The following is a 17,873-nucleotide window of genomic DNA, read 5'->3' as shown; positions in this document are numbered from 1 at the left end:
AGGACTTTTCCCATGGCACAACATGACCGTTATATTTCCCCGTTCTCGACCCGCTATGCCTCCGACGAAATGCAGTATATCTTCTCGGACGACAACAAGTTCCGCACCTGGCGCAAGCTGTGGATCGCGCTGGCCAAGGCCGAGCAGAAGCAGGGCCTTGCCATCACCGATGAGCAGATTGCCGAGCTGGAAGCCCACAAGGACGATGTGAACTACGAGGATGCCATCGCCCGCGAAAAGCTGGTGCGCCATGACGTCATGAGCCACGTCTACGCCTACGGTTTGCAGTGCCCCAAGGCCAAGGGTATCATCCATCTGGGTGCTACCAGCTGCTATGTGGGCGATAATACCGACGTCATCATCATGCGCGAGGCTTTGCAGCTGGTGCGCAAGAAGATCATCGGCGTGCTGGCGAACCTGGCCAAATTTGCCGACGAGTACAAGGATATGCCCTGCCTCGCCTACACCCACTGCCAGCCCGCCCAGCTGACCACCGTCGGCAAGCGCGCCACCCTGTGGATGAACGAGCTGTACATGGATTTGGAGGAGATCGACCACCAGATCGGCCAGCTGGCGCTGCGCGGCGTCAAGGGTACCACCGGCACCCAGGCCAGCTTTATGGAGCTGTTCGGCGGCGATTCCGCCAAGATCAAGGCCGTCGAGGCTGACGTCTGCGCCCAGATGGGCTTTACCAAGGTCGTGCCTGTCTGCGGCCAGACCTACAGCCGCAAGGTGGACTACAATGTGCTGTCCGCCGTGGCAGGCCTGGGCCAGAGCGCCATGAAGATGGCCACCGACATCCGCCTGCTGGCCAACTTTAAAGAGATGGAAGAGCCGTTTGAGAAGAACCAGATCGGTTCCTCGGCCATGCCCTACAAGCGCAACCCCATGCGGTGTGAGCGCATCTGTGCCCTGAGCCGCTACCTGATGGTGGACGTGCTGAACCCCGCCATGACCGCCGGCACCCAGTGGTTTGAGCGTACGCTGGACGACTCTGCCAACAAGCGCATTGCGATGGCCGAGGGCTTCCTGGCCGCTGACGCTATCCTGAACATCCTGCTGAATGTTTCGGACGGTCTGGTGGTTTACCCCAAGGTCGTGCGTGCCCGGGTGATGGCTGAGCTGCCGTTTATGGCCAGTGAGAACATCATGATGAAGGCCGTCAAGAAGGGCGGCGACCGTCAGGAGCTGCACGAGCGCCTGCGTGAGCATGCCGTGGCCGCAGCCGCTGTGGTCAAGCAGGAGGGCAAGCCCAATGACATGATTGCCCGCGTGGAGGCTGACCCCGCCTTCGGCCTGAGCCGCGAGGAGATCGAGGCCGAGCTGAGCCCCGAGGCCTTCACCGGCCGCAGCGCCGAGCAGGTCACCGAGTTCCTGCGTGACGTCATCCAGCCCGTGCTGGACGCCAACAAAGAGGACCTGGGCCAGCATGTGGAGCTGAACGTCTGATTTATTGCATCGTAAATTGTAGGGGCGAATGCTTGCATCCGCCCGCGGGTCGATGATAAGCATCGCCCCCTACAGAACAGCAAAATACCCGTACTGCCTTACTAAAAGGCAATACGGGTATTTTTTATGCAATTGTATCGGCGGACGTCAGGCCGGATTCCAACACATCCACCATAAACGCGCTGTGGTCAGCGTAATCGCCGGTGGGCACAAGGGTGATGTCGTAATAGGTGATCGGCATGCCGTTGCTTTCCAGCACCTGCTTGAGGGTGTGCAGGACGGTTTGCATGTCCGCCTCGGTAGGTTTTCCATCGCACAGCACTTGTGCGCACAGGCGGCTGGGCACCTTTTGCAGCAGGGCTTTGTCAAAGGCGGCATCCAGCGGCAGATCATCCACATAGTTAGCCGGGGTCATGCCGTCCTGCTCGGTATAGCAAAGGTCGATCTCTACCGTGTTGCCCTTTGCGCCGTAGACAGATGCAAAGTTTAATTCCGGGGCCTGCACGGTCAGATACGCGGCTGCCTGCTGGGCAGCTTCATCCCCCAGGCGGTAAGCGGTGTTCCAGCGGTGGTCTACACAGAACACATGGTCTGGCTCAAGCTCCTTACCCCGGATTTCATCATCAGTCAGCAGCCAGAACCGCGTCTGCACTGCAAAGTTTGTGTCACTGCTCTGGTCAGACTGAACGTATACCACATAGTGGAAGAACTGTCCATCAGCGGCGGTGCGCTGGTCCCAGTGAAATGTTTCCTCCGGATATAGCTTTTCCGCATATCGAATAGCCCGGTATATGGCCCACTGTTGGCTGAGCGGGTCGCCGTTGATGGCATCAAAGGCCAGCAGCAGCGCCAAAATCAGCAGCAGGGCCGCCGCCAGCGCCAGGCGGCGCATGGTTTTCGTCTTTTTATTCTTTGTTTTCATGGGTACTCTCCTTTGCATAGTGCAGCAACCAGCCGATCAGCCAGCCTATGCCGCCCAAAACAGCGTACAAGATACAGCCGGACGCCAGATTCCATAAGAAATTGCTAAGCGAGAATGATTTCAAATAAGCCGTCTGCTTTATGATAGCATCCAGCACGGCCAGCCCCAGCGTAAACAGCAGCAGCGGCTTGCCCATGCCGGTATCCCGGCAGGTCAGAACAGTCCAGACACACGGCAGGAACAGGATGACCCAGTTGGCGCTGCCTGTATACCCCAGGGCCACGCCCGCCGCAATGCCCACAAAGGCCAGCAGCAGCAAATGGGTGCTGTATCGGCGGCGCAGTTTTTGCAGGATCTTACCGTCATCCGGGGCGGGCAGTTCCGGCACGGCGGGGGCGTCTGCCCTCTGCCGCAAAGCGCGGCAGGCCGGGCAGGCGGCCAGGTGGGCTTTTACCAGCGCTTCACTTTCCGGGCTGGCTACGCCGTCCTGCACCAGAGGCATCAGGTCGCGGCAGACCGCGCAGGGGATTTTTTTGATTTCGGCGGCTTCTTTCACAGGTCGTAGCCCTCCTTTGCAAGTTGTTGTTTTAGCCAGGTGCGAGTGCGGTGCTCGATGACGCGAGCCGAACTTTCGCTGATGCCCAGCCGCGCGGCGATCTCGGCGTAGCTGTAGCCTTGTGCCCGCAGCTGCACCACGCGGCGGGCACGGTCATCTTTTTGCTGTAATAGTGCCTGTACCCGCTGCCATTGCAGGCGGGTATCGGTGTGGTCCGGCAGGGTGTCGTCGGTCAGGTAGGTCTCTAACAGGTCGTCGGCGCTGACGGTAGGGCGGCGCTTGCGCAGGCTTTCCAGCCAGACGTTGTGGGCAATGCCGAACAGCCAGGTCTTGACTGCACAATCTCCGCGGTAGGTGTGTAGCCGTCGCAGCGCCCGCAGAAAGGTCTCGCTCAACAGGTCCTCAGCTTCGGCGGGGTCGTGGGTCAGGTGGCAGAGGTAGCGGTACAGGTCGGTGCGGTAGGTGTTATACAGTTCTTCCAGTTCTGGGTACGGCATCCGCTGCCCTCCTTTCTGTTGGCGTTCATCCTATTAGTGCGGTTTTTTGCGCCCGCGTTACAGGCAGATACAAAAATTGCCCCGGCACAAGGCTGGGGCAAGGGGGTTATTCGGTTGGGGGTTCCTCGGCGTTTTCCGCGTTTTCTGATTCCGGGTCAGGCTCCGGGGCAGGTTCCGGCGTGGGAGTGGGCTGCTCATAGGGCTGGAAGTAGCCGCGGATCTCGCCGTCCTCCAGCTGGTCGCTCACGTCCAGGGTGCCGCGGTCGCTGCCGGAAAGCCCCTTGTCGGGGTCGGTCAGGATCTTGGCGGCCAGGCGCAGCTTGTAATCCAGGCTGCTGCTGTTGCCCAGCAGCACGTCCACGCGTCCCTGGTAGGTGAAGGAGAGCTGGCTGGTATCGCTGATGTCCAGCGCGGTCAGGCCGTCCAGCAGGCCGTCGTCCTGCAAAAGCTGCCACAGCTGGGTGACAATATCGGTTACCGTGGGCTGGGCGGATTCCGGTGTGGCGTCGGTGCTGTCCGACTCGGCTGACGATTCGGTGCGGGCCAGCAGCGAGTTATAGGTTTCCGGGATGACCTGCTGACCGATGGCAGGGCTGAAATTGTCCGGCAGTTTGGCGTTGAGCAGGATCAGGCCCTCGGGCTGGGAGACCTCCAACCGCAGGATGCGCAGCGCATCGCTGAGGACCATCCACCCGCCGGAGTACATGCAGGTGAATCGCTCGGTAGCGGGGGTCAGGCGCACCACCACGGTGGCGGGCATCTGGACGGTCACTTCCACCTTGTCCAGATACGGGAACTGTGCCTGTAATTCCTTGGTCTTTTCGGCAGTGGAGAAGGCGAAAAGGTTGGAGTTTTTCTCGATATTCAGCGCCGAGACGATCTCATCCTCGGTATAAATGCCGGTGTCGGCGGGGGTGCTGTGGTCGAAGTTCTCGACCCGGAAGATGGCCACCTTGAACAGCAGGTTGACCGACACGAACGCGCCGATGGCCAGCACGGCCAGCACGGCCAGCATCCCCAGAAAGCGGCGGCGGCGCGTGCGGCGTAAAATCTCCGCCTGGGTCACGCGGCGCTGGCGGCGGGGCGAGCCGGGCGTGTAGCCGCTTTTTTGCGGGTTGATCTGCTGCTGCGGGCGGGGGCGGCGGCCATTGTTGGACTGATTTTGGCCGGGGCGGTTTTGCCGCGGGGGCTGGCCGCTGCGGGGCGGTTGATTGGGGCCGCGCTGCTGATTGGGACGCGGGGCATTGCCGCGCGGGGGCTGCTGGGCAGGTACGCCGCGTTTTTCCAGCCCCATGCGGCTGCTTACGCTGCGGCGGGGCGCACGGGCAGGATGACCGGCCCCGGACTTTTGCCCGCGGCTGCGCTGGTTATAATCCATGGGTCGGCCCTCCCTTCTATTCAGGTAAATAATTTAGATTGTAGGGGCCGATGACGAGCATCGGCCAGCGGATGCGCACTGTGCGCCCCTGCAAAGCATACTTTTACAGTTTACATTTATTATAGAAGAAACGATACAAAAAAACAAGAGCGGAGACCGCGGATACGCTCTCCACTCCGGTTACAATATGGTTGCATTATTTGACAAGTTCCAGCAGCTTGGCGGTGATAAGCTCCAAACTGTGCGGGTTGCCCAGGGTCTTGGCGTTGGCGCCCATCTCGGCCAGCTTGCCGGGCTGGGCCAGCAGCTGCTGCACGGTTTCGATCAACCCCTCGCCGGTCAGGTTCTTTTCCTCGATGACGACGGCGGCACCGGCCTTTTGCAGTTCCAGGGCATTGTAATACTGGTGGTTCTCGGCCACGTTGGGGCTGGGGATCAGGATGGACGCGCGGCCCACGGCCTCCAGTTCGGCCAGCGTCAGCGCACCGGAGCGGGCAATGACCAAATCTGCGGCGGCCAACAGCTGGGGCATATTGTTGATGTAGGGCGTGACAACCAGGTTCTCACCGGGGGCAAAGCCTTTTTCTTTTTCCAGCTTATCGAACAGCTCTACGCCGCGGCTGCCGGTGGCATGCAGGTGCAGCACGTTCGCCCCCTGCTGCTTTTCCCAGGCGCAGAGGTCCGCTACCACCTGGTTGATGCGGTCAGCGCCCAGGCTGCCGCCAAAGCTCAGGATAACGGTGCGGTCGCCAGCCTTCAGGTTGCGGCGGGCGGCTTCGCGGTCGGCGGTAAGCACTTCGGGGCGGACAGGGTTGCCTACCACGGTGGTCTTTTCGGGGGCTCCCAGCTTCTCCACCGCATCAGCGCTGGCGGCCAGTACCACATCCACATCCTTGGCCAGCAGCTTGTTGGTCACACCGGGGAAGGCGTTCTGCTCGTGGATGGCAGTCTTGATGCCACGCTTGGCAGCGGCGCGCACCACGGGGCCGCTGACGTAACCGCCGCAGCCGATGACCAGGTCAGGCTTGACCTCGTTCAGGATCTTCTGGGTGCGGGGACCGGACAGCGCCAGATGCCACAGGGCAATGACGTTGCGCACGATGTTCTCGGCGTTCAGGCGGCGCTGAAAGCCGTTGATCTCGATGTGATGGAAGGGATACCCGGCCTTCGTGACAAGGCCGTACTCCATGCCCTCGCGGCGACCGGCAAAGTGGATCTCGGCGGTCGGCTCGGCGGCTTTCAGGGCACCTGCAATGGCCAGCGCCGGGTTGATATGACCGGCTGTACCGCCGGCAGCAATCAGAACACGCATACTAACTCCCCTTTTTCAGGCAGACCGCTGCACCCCTTTGGGGGCCTGCGGCGTTGCCTTATAGATTTCTGCCGTCAAACTCTGCGGCGGCGGTAGGTGCTTTTCTGGCGCAGGCGGTTTTCCATTTCCTCCTGTTCCCGCTGGCGGCGGGCCTCACGGCGGCCGTTTCCGGCGCGGGATATGCTTAGCATGATGCCCATCTCACCCAGCAAAATCAGCAAGCTGGTGCCGCCGTAGGAGAAGAACGGCAAACTGATGCCGGTGTTGGGCAGCAGCGCTGTGGCCACGCCGATATGGCAGAACACCTGCCAGGCGACCTGCGCCATGATGCCGATGCCCAGCAACGAGCCGAAGAAATCCGGTGCGTTGAGGGCGATGGCAATGCCCTGCACAATGAGGGCACCGAACAGCACGATCAATGCGATGGCGCCGATAAAGCCCAGTTCCTCGCACACGACGGCGAAGATAAAGTCGTTCTCGGCGTAGGGCAGCCACTGGTGCTTTTGCACGCTGTTGCCGATGCCCACGCCGAACAGACCGCCGGTGGAGATGGCGTAGATGCTTTGGCGGGTCTGCCACAGCATACCGGCGGTATCGGTGGGGGTCAGGCCCCAGACGCCGCCCAGACGCTCTGACGCATAACCGTCGCCGGAGGCCAGAGACTTGATAAAATACGCCAGGACAGCCACACCGGCCGGGACAGCAACAGCCCACAGCTTTACGCCGCCTGCCCCGGCGCACACCAGCATGGTGGCAAAGATCATGGCCATCAGCAGCATGGCCGAGTTGTGGGGTTCCAGCTTCAGCAAAACCAGAATGGGAATCAGCAGGCAGGCGGGCTTGAAAACACACTGGAACAGGCTTTTGATCTCCCGCTGGTGATGGTCCAAAATATCCGCCGTACCCAAAATGACGGCAAACTTGGCCAGCTCCGAGGGCTGCAGGGACATGCCGCCCGGCAGGTAGACCCAGCGGTAGCAGCCGTTATTGTCACTGGGCATGAACAGCGCCAGCACCAGCAGCGCCAGCGTGATGACGTAAAATGTCCAGAACATATACCGCAGCGCACGGTAGTTGATAAGCGACACGCCCAGCATGACGACAAAGCCCACCGCGGCCACGATGGCCTGGGGCTTGATGAAGTAGTAGATGTTGCCGCCATGGTTGGTGTAGCCGCTGGAATAGCTGGCCGAGAACATCATGATCAGCCCGTAGGCCAATATGACAGCCAGCGTGCCCACAAAGGTCCAGGACAGATGGCCCCGTTCCTCTTTGGGCAGGCGGATGACCCGCAGCATGCGGATGATATTACCAAAGGTGCGGTCAAGGATCACACCCAAAATGCCATACAGATGCGTAACCAATGGGTGCAAGCCTCCTTGTTGCTTATGGTTGATTATGCGATGCAGATGTAGAAAATGCCCATCGCCACGCCGATGGCGGCGATGAGGGCGAAGAAGCCGTCGATCTTGACCTCTTTCCAGCCGCGCAGCTCAAAGGCGTGGTGGATGGGGGTCATTTTAAAGATGCGCTTGCCGTGGGTGGCCTTGAAGTAGATGCGCTGGATGACCACAGTCATAGCGTCCCAGATATAAACGATGCCGAAGAAGAGCACCAGCTCCGGGCGGTCCATCACAAAAGCCAGCGCCGTGACCATGCCGCCAAAGAACATGCTGCCGGTATCGCCCATAAAGACTTTGGCCGGGTAGAAGTTCCACAGCAGAAAGCCCACGCAGGCGCCGGCGGTGGTGGCCGCCAGCAGCGAAACATGTACAAAGCCCAGCAGGCTGCCTGCCAGCAGGTAGCCCAGCATGGACACAAAGGTCACGCCGGTGCACAGGCCGTCCAGGCCGTCGGTCAGGTTAACAGCATTGACCAGGAAGATAATGCCGAAGAATGCGATGGGATAGTAAGCCAGCCCCAGATCGACCATACCCGCTACCGGGAACATGACGCTGGTGGAGAGCAGGCCCAGGCTGTGTAAGCCGATCATAAACCCGACGGTGACAGCGACCTGCAAAACGATCTTCTGCCAGGCAGTAAGCCCCAGATTGCGGTGCTTGATGACCTTGATGAAGTCATCGAGGAAGCCGATCAGGCCGTTGCCGAAGGCCAGAAACAGCACCAGCATGCCGGCAGCCATCTGCTGGGGGCCCAGCACCTCCGGCGCAGAGCTGTGGAACAGCCCGTACACGACGCCGATGGTGAGCAAGATGCCAAAGATAAACCCAAGGCCGCCCATGGTGGGGGTGCCGTTTTTCTTGTTGTGCCAGGTCGGGCCTTCCTCGCGGATGGTCTGGCCAAAGTGCAGGCGGTGCAAAGCCGGGATCAACAGCCAGCAGGTGATAGCCGTAACGGCAAAGCCGCCAACGGCACCGGCGGCTAAAATTGCGGAGACAGTAGGCTCCATGCAGTCATTCCTCCATATTTCTCAAGTAAAACGTAGGCGCGGCTGCACGGGGCTGTGCGTTACGCCTGCGGCAAAGCAGCGTAAAAGTCCGCCAGGATCTCATCCAGTTTCATGGCATGGCTGGCTTTGGCCAGCACTGCATCGCCGGGGCGGACAGACTGCTGCAAGTATTGTAACACTTCTGCGGCCGTTTGGCAATGCACAGTTGCAATACCACGGTTTTTAGCGGCTTCGACCATGGCGGCGCTGTTGGGGCCGTAGGCGATCAGCAGGGACACGCCCGCATCGGCGGCCCACTCCCCTGTTGCGCGGTGGCCGCTCTCGCTGGCGTCGCCCAGTTCCAGCATGTCGCCCAGCAGGGCGATCTTGCGCGCGTTGGGCAGGGCTTTCAGCACCGAGAGGGCAGCTTTCATGCTGTCCGGGCTGGCGTTGTAGCAATCCTCGATAAAGGTGATGCCGCCCTTCTCCACGATATGCTGGCGCATGCCGGTGGCCTGGTAGCGGGAAAGCGCGGCGGCGCACCGGGCGGGGTCCAGCCCCAGGCGGGTGGCGGCGGCGTAGGCGGCCAAGGCGTCGTACACGGTATGCAGGCCCGCGGTGGGGATGGACACGGCAAAGCTGCCGTAGGCCTTATCCACCAGCGTAAAGGTCGTGCCTTCGGTGCCGGTGTGGATATCCGCGGCGCGTACATCGGCGGTCTCGCTCTCGATGCCGAACCATACAGGGCGCAGGCGGGCCGGTACGCTGGCGGTGGGCAGCAGGTCGTTGTCGGCGTTCAGGGCCAGGGGCGCGCCGTCAGGCAGGCCTGCGCAGATCTCCATTTTTGCTTTCAGTATATTCTCGCGGGTGCCGAGATTTTCCAGGTGGGACACGCCGATCATCGTGATGATGCCGGCGGAGGGGCGGGCGCAGCGGGTCAGCCGCTCGATCTCACCCAGGTGGTCCATGCCCATCTCCACCACGGCGTACCGGGTGTCGTTATCCAGGCGGAACAGGGTGTTGGGCACACCGATGTCGTTGTTCTGGTTTCCCTCGGTCTTGAGGGTTTTGCCAAAGGCGGAGAGGACGGCGTAACAGAACTCTTTGGTGGTGGTCTTGCCCACACTGCCGGTAACGCCGATCATCTTGGGGCTGAACAGCATGCGGTAGTTGGAGGCCATGCGGATCATGGCGCGGGCGCTGTCCGGCACGATGACAGTGCGGTCCTCGGGCACGCCGTCCACGGGGTGGTTGGCGATGATATAGGCGGCGCCGTTCCGGTAAGCACCGGCGGCGAAGGTATGGCCGTCGACGCGCTCACCGGGGAAGCAGACGAACACGCAGCCGGGCTCGACCTTGCGGCTGTCGGTAACAACAGCGTGGATGTCCGCCGGCTCGGCCAAAGTCAGGCCAGCCAGCAGTTCGTTGGCAGGAATGGTTTGCATGGGATTGCCTCCTTATTCTATGGATATGCGAGTAGTATGTCAGGCGGAAAGCCTCCCAGAGGGGGGCCTTTGGGCCGTTTATTGCTCTGTATTTTCTTCTACTGCTTCTTCCGTAGTTTCCTCAACCTGGGTATCGGTGGTGTCCGTCGTATCGGCGGTATCGCTGCCGTCCGATTCCATCGTCAGGGTCACGATGGTGCCGTAGGCGGCGCTGGTCTCTGCGGCTGTGCTTTGGGATACTACCCGGCCGGAGCTGTCGCCCTCGAACTGGACGTTGAGGTTGGAGGCTTTCAGCATTTGGGATGCAAAACTGCCGCTCTTGCCCGTCACGTCAGGCACGGTGGTCATGGCGTCCTGGTCGGTGTTGGTGTACAGGTAGATGGTGGAACCAACGGGCACCGAGCTGCCGCCCACAGGGTACTGGTACACAATGTTGCCGTTGGAGCCGATCAGCTTATGTTGCAGGCCCAGCTGGTTCAGGGTGACCTGGGCGTTGGTCCAGGTGTAGTCCAGGCAGGTCTGCACGGTCACGTTGCCGGTGGGGTTGTAGTTGGCATCCTGCTCGATGCCCAGGTAGGGCGCAACTTCGCTGATGATGTTGCCTACAACAGGGGCCACGACCTGGCTGGCATAATCATGGATCCAGCGGGGGTCATCCAGCAGGACGAACACCTCGATCTCGGGGTCGTCGATGGGCAGCACGGCGGCAAAGCTCATGGCCTTGTAGTAGTCGCCGTCGCCGCGCAGGTGGCGGTCGGTACGTTCGGCAGTGCCGGACTTGCCGCCGATGCGGTAGCCTGCCACGTAGGCGTTCTTGCAGGAGTGGCGGATGCTCAGGGTGCCGTTGGGTTCAACGTTGTTCTCCATCATCGAGAGGATCTCCTGGCTGACTTCCTCGGAGATGACCTGACGGCGGACGCTGGTGTCGGTCTGGCTGATGATGTTGCCTGCATCGTCTGTGATGGAATCCACGATATACGGGGTGACCAGGTAGCCGCCGTTGGCGATGGCCGCAATGGCGGTAGCCATCTGCATGGGGGTAATGGCCTCGTTCTGGCCGAAAGCGGCGGTGTACAAGTTGGTGTCGACCTCGGCCATCTGCTGGGCGTTGTACACGCTGGTCCAGCGGGTCTCGCTGGGCAGGTCAATACCGGTGGGCTGGGTAAAACCGAAGGCCTGGATATAATCGTAAAACACGGTAGGCTGCAAGGTCTGCGCCGCCTGGATAAACCAGAGGTTGCAGCTGTTATCCAGCGCCTGGGCCATGTTTTGCAGGTTATGCACCTCGCCGTTGGCGCAGTGGTAGGTGTGCTCCCACAGCTCGCTGCCCTGGTTGACGGTCAGCTCACCGTTGCAGTAGAAGGTCTGGTTCATGTTCATGATGCCGGAATCCAGACCTGCCGATGCGGTGATAAGCTTAAAGATCGAGCCGGGCATGTACAGCTCGGTGATGTTCTTATTCTTCCACTGGGCTTCGCGCAGCATACCTTGCAGCTGGGTGTATTCGCTGGAAATGGTATTGCCATTTTCATCCTCGGTGGTTTCCTGGCTGATAACGCCATCAGCGATGATGCCGGCCACGTTCTTCTCACCCAGGCGGCCCTCCAGCCAATCGATGTCGTCGGCGGTCAGGGCGTCAGTCTTGTCCAGGATGGTCTGCATCTTGTCATCGTAGACGGTCATGGGGTCGTTGGGGTCGAACTGCTCCAGCGAGGCCATGGCCAGGATCGCGCCGGTCTTGACGTTCATCACGATAGCGCTGCCGCGACCGTGGACGGAGAAGGTATCCATGGCTTCGGCCAGATACTCTTCCACGATGGCCTGCACATTTTCGTCCAGCGTCAGGTTCAGGTTGTTGCCGTCGATGGCGTCGTGGACGTCGGCCTCGGTGTTGGCCAGAATTTCGCCGTTGACGTTGGTCTCAGCGATGCTGCGGCCCGGCGTACCGGCCAGATCTTCCTCGTAGGATTTCTCCAGGCCGTAAGCGCCGACGAGCTTGCCGTTTTCATCGTTGTTGCAGAAGCCGATGACCGACGACGCAAACGCACCGTAGGGGTAGCTGCGGGTGGTGGACTGCTCGGTGGAGAGGACGGCGATGCGGTAGCCGGTCTCCCCTTCCTTTTCCGGCGCGGTGCGGTAGGATTTGGAGTATTCGATGATGGCGTCGGCCACCGGTTTTTCCACGTTCTGGGCCACCACACGGTACTGGTACAGCTCGCCATTCTTGTTGCGGGCGGTCAGTTTGGCGTAGATGTCATCGGCGGAAGTGCCGTCGTTCAGCAGCTCGGCGATATGCTCGGCGCCGGTGCGGATCTCGGTTTCCGTGGCGCCGTTCTTCTCGGATTGGGCCGGGTCAGCGATGATGTTCCACACGGTGTTGCTTTTGGCCAGCAGCTTGCCGTTGGCACTGTAAATGTTGCCGCGGGTGGCGGGCAGCTCGGTGTCCTGGAGCTGCTGGGTCACGGCCTCGGTGCGGTAGTGTTCGGCGTCGCGCAGCTGCAGGGCGTACAGCTGGTAGACGAGGATGCCGAAGCAGGCCAGTATAAAAAGCGCAACGGCAATCACCGTGCGGATACGGACGTTGCTTTTTAAGTTGGGATTCCTGGGTGGTTGGGTATTTGCCATAGATTTTACCTTTTATGCGGGATTTATCCCCGGATGCGTAGGCGAGCCTTTTCGCGTGCGGCGGAAATGCCGTTTGCAAAAAGGCTCGTACCTGCGTTTGTTACGGATTAAAGCTATCCAGCAGATTCAGCGCGGCGGTGCGGATGCCCACCAGAACGCGGCCTGCGTCGCTGCCGGTTTTCTCAATGACGCTCTGTTCTTCCAGCTGGATGTAGGTGATCTGGCTCTGGTCGGCCTTGACCAGGCCCAGCTGGCCCTCGGCCACATCCTGCAAGCTGGCGCGGCTGGTGATGTCGCTCATCTTGGTGGAAAGGTAGTCGTACTCGCTCTGGGCGGCAGTCAGGTCGGTGCGGGTATCGTTGATCTGGCCGTTCAGCTCGGTAATGCGGGCCTGGCTGTGCACCACGCTGAAGATCAGCCCCAGCAGCAGCGCCGCGGCAATAACATGCAGCGCCACCGCGGCAAACTGCCGGGCGCGGTTCAGCCCATGCTTGCCGCCGCGTACCACGCGCACCTCCGGCTGGCGGGGTTCCAGTATGGGTGCCGTCTGGCCTGTATGAAGTAAAACTGTCGTCATGATTGGGTACCTCTATCTGAATTCGGTGTATCTGTTTAAATGGTTCTGTCATTGCAGGTGTGCGTCAGCTAAAGGCTCCCTCTGCGAGGGGGCCTTTAGGCTCATACCTTCTCCAACACTCTCAGCTTGGCCGAGCGGGACCGGCGGTTGACTTCCAATTCCTCGGCATCGGCCTCGATGGGTTTGCGGGTGATAAGCTTGGCTTTCGGCACGCCGCCGCAGGTGCAGATGGGCTGTTCCGGCGGGCAGGTGCAGCGCTGCGCCCAACGGCGGAACTTGTTCTTGACCAGGCGGTCCTCCAGGCTGTGGAAGGTGATGACGCAGAGCCGACCACCCGGGGCCAGGCAGTTGAAGATAGCGTCCAGGCCCTCGTTCAGGGCGTCCAGTTCAGAGTTGACGGCGATGCGGATGGCCTGGAAGGTGCGGCGGGCCGGGTTTTTGGCCTTGCGGCGCTCGGCCGGGGGCACAGCGCTGGCAACCAGGTCAGCCAGCTGCATGGTAGTCAGGATGGGCTTTTCCTGCCGCGCGGTCACAATTTTACCGGCAATCTGCCAGGCGTAGGGTTCCTCGCCGTAGTCCCGCAGGATGCGGGTCAGCTCCTCGCGGTCGAGGGTGTTGACCAGGTCCGCGGCGGTCGGGCCCTGCTGGCTCATGCGCATATCCAACGGGGCGTCGGCATGGTAGGAGAAGCCGCGTGCCGCGTCGTCCAGCTGGTGGCTGGAAACGCCGAGGTCCAGCAGAGCACCGTTGACCGCCGGGATGTCAAGCTCCGCAAGGACACGCGCTGCCTCGCGGAAGTTTGCCTGTACCACCTGGGCGGGCAGGCCCTTGAGCCTTTCGGTGGCGACTGCCACCGCATCCGGGTCCTGGTCGAGCGAGATCAAGCGCCCGGTGGTAAGACGTTTAGCGATCTGGGTGCTGTGCCCTGCGCCGCCGGCGGTGCCGTCCAGGTAGATGCCGGTGGGGTCGATGTTCAACCCATCCAGGCAGGGCTGCAAAAGTACGGGAATGTGGGAAAATTCCATGGTGTTGTCCTCTATTTACAGGTTTTGCTTGCAATCAAATTAAAAATCCAGCGCTTCCATGGCGGCGGTAAAGTCCTCGTCGCTGGATTCCTGGCTGCCGTTCCAGGCGGCGGTGTTCCAGATCTCAGCGAAGCTGCGGTTACCGATGACGGTCACATCGTGGTCGAGACCGGCATACTCCCGCAGGCGGGCGGGCAGCTGGATGCGGCCCTGCTTGTCCGGCGTGACCTCCACAGCGGAGGAGTAGAGCATGCGGCTGACGCTGCGGCCCTTGACCAGCCCTTTTTCTTCAATCTTGGCGGCGACCTTTTCAAACTCGTCACTGGGGAAAGCGGCCAGGCAGTGGTCCAGCCAGCGGGTGACAATAAAGGTCTCACCCATGGCGTCGCGGAACTTGGCGGGGAAATTCAGGCGGCCTTTGGCGTCGATGGCGTAGTCGTACTGGCCTACCAGCATAGCCGCTCTCCCCTTTCGTCAGTTTCTACAAATCTTCGGCACGTTTTTTGACGTTGCCGCGTTGAGTTTGTGGATAACTCTGTGGAAAGGGTGGAAAACCACCCACTTTTCACCACAGGGGTTGTTATTCACACCACAATTCCCCACTTCGTATATTTAGTCTACCATCTAATGGGGTAAAAAGCAAGCCCGCAGCAGGAAAAAATCCCGCTGCGGGCTACATTTCACAGATTATTTTTTTGTGGTGGGGAGATGTGGGGGCTTTGCTGTGATTGTCGCTTTACTGGTTTTGCCCGCCCTGGCCGCCGCGATTAGGCCGGGTGGCGCTGCGCAGGTTCATGCGGGTATTTTTAATGTCCGCCACACTGCGGGCAAGGGTCTCCTCGGACTTTTTCAGCAAAGTTTCACAGTACACCGTTGCATTTCTGGTCAAATCCTTTGCCTGTGTGTTGGCTGCGGTCAGGATCTCGGCGGCGCGCTGGCGGCTGCGTTTGACGATCTCCTGCTCGCTGACCAGGGCACCGGCGCGCTCCTCAGCTTTCTGGATGATGGTCTCGGATTCCACCTGGGCGTTTTTCATGATCTGCTCGCGGTCGTTCACGATCTTTTTGCTTTCGCGGATCTCGTCAGGCAGGTTGTTGCGCACTTCGTCGATGATGTCCCGCATGCGGTCCACATCCACCACGCGCTTGGCGGGAGCAAAGGGCACAGCCGTACCGGCTTCCAGCGTTTCTTCCATCAGATCGAGCAATTCTTCTACGTTCATGCCTGTTCCTCTTTCTCGTAACGGCTCACCATGATCTTGCCGTAATAGTATTGTTTGGCCAGCACCAGCGCCCCGGCGCGTTCGGGTAGGACGGCTTCGCGCTCGCTCTCGGCCAGTACCACGCCGCCGGGGGCCACTTTGTCGGCCAGGGCGGGCAGTACCTCGTTTAAGGTATCGTAATGGAACGGCGGGTCCAGCAGCACCAGATCAAACGGGCCGCGGATGTTTGCCAGAAAAGGCAGGGCCTCCGCCTGGCGGATGTCGCTTTGGCGGTCAACGCCCGCCGTTTTGCAGTTAGCCTTTACGATGGCCAGTGCATCCGACGAACGGTCGACAAAAATGCAGCTTTTTGCCCCGCGGGACAACGCCTCGATGCCCAGCTGGCCGCTGCCTGCAAACAGGTCCAGCACACGGGCGCCGGGCACCAGAAACTGCACGCTGGAGAACATGGCCTCCTTAACACGGTTGATCGTCGGGCGGGTGACATCCTCGCCCGGCAATGCCTGCAGGTTTTTACCCCGGGCGGTACCGGCAATTACACGCATGGTCATGCTCCCCTTTTCTAAGTCGTTCTGTTTTACCAGCTTTATTATGAGGCCTGTCCGCCCCAATGTCAAGGCGGAATATGTAAAATAATTATGCACACAAAGTTGTTAAACGCAGCACAATTGCAGTCGGTATTGTTATCCGGCGCACAATTTGCGTGTCCGGTGTTATTTGCGGCACAATTTAAAAGTATGTGCAGTATAGAACAACCGCTCCGACCGTACATACCGTACCCTACTATATCAACCGTTCCGACCGTTTCGACCGTTCCAATCGTTCATACCGTACTAATCGTTGCAACCGTTGATACCGTTGGAACCGTTGGAACCGTTGGTGTAATAAGAATCGACTGTATATAGTGTAGTATAGAATGGCTGCTTACAGCAATGTTTGTGCCCGCAGGGGTGGATTCTGTAGCTATATCCGCGCAGCAATTGCCATGTGCATACGGGCGGATAGGGGATGTGATGCTGCATGTTAGTATATGATAAGCCAAGTCCACACGTACAGGGTGGCATATATTGTATAATATATATATATACGAGTCAACATATTTATGACCAACGGTATCAACGGTTCCAACGGTTGCAACGATTAAAACGGTTGGTACGGATTGTACGGTTGGAACGGTTGCTTTATATGTGCAAAAGCAAAAGCGCAGATACCTAAGTACCTGCGCTTTGTTTCAGAGAGCGGCTGATGGGAGTCGAACCCACGTCCTCAGCTTGGAAGGCTGATGTACTAGCCGTTGTACGACAGCCGCATCACACATACGATATTATACCCGCATGTGTGGGGATTTGTCAAGTGGTTTTACAGCTTTACCAGCTCATCTTTCAGGATTTTCAGCTCTTTTTGCAGGGCGTCGCAGGCCTTGCCGTAGTTCTGGTAATCCTGCATCTGCTGCATCACGCTGTCGTCCTCGGCGGTGAGATAGCCGCTGGAAAGCGACGCTGTGTAGCTGAATTTCTTCTGTGTACCGTTAAAGTCGATGACCATGAACTGGCCCTCGCTGGGCAGCACGGTACCGGCGCCAAACATTTTATGCACGATGCGGCAGCCGGTCAGGTCGGGCAAAGCCACCGGGGCGGCCTGCAATTCCTGCAGTTCCTGCTCTTTCTCGGCAATTTGCAGGCAAAGCTCGGCGCGGGTCTGCTTTTCTTTCACGGCCTTGGCGCGCTCCTTGGCCGTGGCATTGCGGGAGAAGCCCTTGGGGTAATACCCGCGCTGATAGGCCGCATGCAGGATGCCGTAGGCCAGCAGGTGCAGCCGGTCGTTGATGCCGCCCAGATGGGTGCGCAGACGCTCCTTATGCTGGGCGATGAGGTCGGGGTAGTCGGCCAGGACGGTGACCAGATCCTCGCACATAGCGTAGTAGGCTGCCAGGTCCAGGCTGGCGCCGTTGCCAAACTCCGCCGGGTACTCCATAAAGTCAGCCCAGGCCTTGGCCTCGGCAGGGATGTAGAAGAAGTTTTCCTCCGGCATCCACAGGTTGAGGAAGTAGACCGCATGGACCGGGGTCATGGTGTATTTGTTCATCCGGGGAAAGCAGCGGCGGAAACGGCCGGTGATCTGGTCGGCAAACATCTCGGCGCGGCCGCGGCGTTTTTTCAGGTCGTCGTCCTCGTCGTTATACAGCCAGCGGAAGCACTCCCGCACCAGCTCGACCTCGCTGTCGCGCATCATCAGCAGCTGTAAGCCCGCCACCGGCTGCACCGCCGGGGTGTCCAGCTGGTCCGCCGCCCCCTGCATGGCACGGGCAAACATGGCCGGAAAATCGGACGCTTCGATGTCCCACTCGGCACCGAAAGTATCAATGGCCTGCCAGAGGCTCCCCTCGCCGCTCGTTTGAGAAAGAGAAAGCTCTGCAAAATCATGGATGTATTGAGCCAAAATCGTGTTCAGGTTCTCGCTATTCAACAAAATTCCT

At 60.0% G+C, this 17,873-nt stretch carries 16 protein-coding genes and 1 tRNA gene; 1 reads left to right on the top strand and 16 read right to left on the bottom strand.

Annotation, left to right across the window (positions count from 1 at the left end; all coding sequences use genetic code 11):
• The first annotated feature begins 12 nt into the window (after positions 1-12).
• Positions 13-1,449 (top strand): adenylosuccinate lyase, encoded by a 1,437-nt coding sequence (gene purB, locus OGM81_10520; GenBank protein UYJ42768.1) that lies wholly within the window; start codon positions 13-15, stop codon positions 1,447-1,449.
• Positions 1,450-1,573: 124 nt separating this feature from the next.
• On the opposite strand, the gene OGM81_10515 is transcribed toward purB, so the two are convergent.
• The 16 genes from OGM81_10515 to OGM81_10440 all read right to left on the bottom strand — a co-directional run bounded on the left by OGM81_10515 (position 1,574) and on the right by OGM81_10440 (position 17,863).
• On the bottom strand, positions 1,574-2,371 hold the full coding sequence (locus OGM81_10515) for a hypothetical protein (protein UYJ42767.1): 798 nt from the start codon (positions 2,369-2,371) through the stop codon (positions 1,574-1,576).
• Complete coding sequence (locus OGM81_10510) at positions 2,355-2,927, bottom strand: zf-HC2 domain-containing protein (GenBank protein UYJ42766.1); 573 nt, start codon at positions 2,925-2,927, stop codon at positions 2,355-2,357. The genes OGM81_10515 and OGM81_10510 overlap by 17 nt, the downstream gene beginning before the upstream one ends.
• A complete protein-coding gene (locus tag OGM81_10505; GenBank protein ID UYJ42765.1) occupies positions 2,924-3,424 on the bottom strand; it encodes an RNA polymerase sigma factor in 501 nt (166 codons plus the stop codon). Before OGM81_10505 ends, OGM81_10510 begins: the two co-directional genes overlap by 4 nt.
• Before the next feature lie 106 nt (positions 3,425-3,530).
• Positions 3,531-4,802: an FtsQ-type POTRA domain-containing protein gene (locus OGM81_10500; protein UYJ42764.1), complete on the bottom strand. Its 1,272-nt coding sequence runs from the start codon at positions 4,800-4,802 to the stop codon at positions 3,531-3,533.
• Between the two features lie 196 nt (positions 4,803-4,998).
• Positions 4,999-6,114: an undecaprenyldiphospho-muramoylpentapeptide beta-N-acetylglucosaminyltransferase gene (gene murG / locus OGM81_10495; protein ID UYJ42763.1), complete on the bottom strand. Its 1,116-nt coding sequence runs from the start codon at positions 6,112-6,114 to the stop codon at positions 4,999-5,001.
• 74 nt (positions 6,115-6,188) lie between these two features.
• Entirely contained in the window at positions 6,189-7,478 is a 1,290-nt protein-coding gene (locus tag OGM81_10490) for an FtsW/RodA/SpoVE family cell cycle protein (protein ID UYJ42762.1), read from the bottom strand.
• Positions 7,479-7,510: 32 nt separating this feature from the next.
• The gene (mraY, locus tag OGM81_10485; GenBank protein ID UYJ42761.1) at positions 7,511-8,524 is read right to left on the bottom strand and encodes a phospho-N-acetylmuramoyl-pentapeptide-transferase; all 1,014 of its coding nucleotides are present in this window, start codon (positions 8,522-8,524) and stop codon (positions 7,511-7,513) included.
• Positions 8,525-8,583: 59 nt separating this feature from the next.
• Positions 8,584-9,948, bottom strand: a complete 1,365-nt coding sequence (locus tag OGM81_10480) for a UDP-N-acetylmuramoyl-tripeptide--D-alanyl-D-alanine ligase (GenBank protein UYJ42760.1) — start codon at positions 9,946-9,948, stop codon at positions 8,584-8,586.
• Between the two features lie 78 nt (positions 9,949-10,026).
• Complete coding sequence (locus OGM81_10475) at positions 10,027-12,573, bottom strand: penicillin-binding transpeptidase domain-containing protein (protein ID UYJ42759.1); 2,547 nt, start codon at positions 12,571-12,573, stop codon at positions 10,027-10,029.
• A 100-nt stretch (positions 12,574-12,673) separates the two neighbouring features.
• On the bottom strand, positions 12,674-13,150 hold the full coding sequence (locus OGM81_10470) for a hypothetical protein (GenBank protein ID UYJ42758.1): 477 nt from the start codon (positions 13,148-13,150) through the stop codon (positions 12,674-12,676).
• A gap of 101 nt (positions 13,151-13,251) precedes the next feature.
• Positions 13,252-14,175, bottom strand: coding sequence for a 16S rRNA (cytosine(1402)-N(4))-methyltransferase RsmH (gene rsmH / locus OGM81_10465; GenBank protein UYJ42757.1), 924 nt, complete (start codon positions 14,173-14,175; stop codon positions 13,252-13,254).
• A 39-nt stretch (positions 14,176-14,214) separates the two neighbouring features.
• Positions 14,215-14,631: a division/cell wall cluster transcriptional repressor MraZ gene (mraZ, locus tag OGM81_10460; GenBank protein ID UYJ42756.1), complete on the bottom strand. Its 417-nt coding sequence runs from the start codon at positions 14,629-14,631 to the stop codon at positions 14,215-14,217.
• A gap of 280 nt (positions 14,632-14,911) precedes the next feature.
• Positions 14,912-15,397, bottom strand: coding sequence for an ATPase (locus tag OGM81_10455; protein ID UYJ42755.1), 486 nt, complete (start codon positions 15,395-15,397; stop codon positions 14,912-14,914).
• Positions 15,394-15,942, bottom strand: coding sequence for a 16S rRNA (guanine(966)-N(2))-methyltransferase RsmD (rsmD, locus tag OGM81_10450; protein UYJ42754.1), 549 nt, complete (start codon positions 15,940-15,942; stop codon positions 15,394-15,396). The genes OGM81_10455 and rsmD overlap by 4 nt, the downstream gene beginning before the upstream one ends.
• Before the next feature lie 692 nt (positions 15,943-16,634).
• A tRNA-Gly gene (locus OGM81_10445) sits at positions 16,635-16,706 on the bottom strand.
• 50 nt (positions 16,707-16,756) lie between these two features.
• Positions 16,757-17,863: a hypothetical protein gene (locus OGM81_10440; GenBank protein UYJ42753.1), complete on the bottom strand. Its 1,107-nt coding sequence runs from the start codon at positions 17,861-17,863 to the stop codon at positions 16,757-16,759.
• Positions 17,864-17,873: the final 10 nt, after the last annotated feature.

The sequence above is a fragment of the Oscillospiraceae bacterium genome (assembly GCA_025758045.1).
In the GTDB taxonomy this organism is placed as follows: domain Bacteria; phylum Bacillota; class Clostridia; order Oscillospirales; family Ruminococcaceae; genus Gemmiger.
Note: the sequence above shows the minus strand (reverse complement) of the source record. Positions and strands in the feature narration are given on the sequence as shown.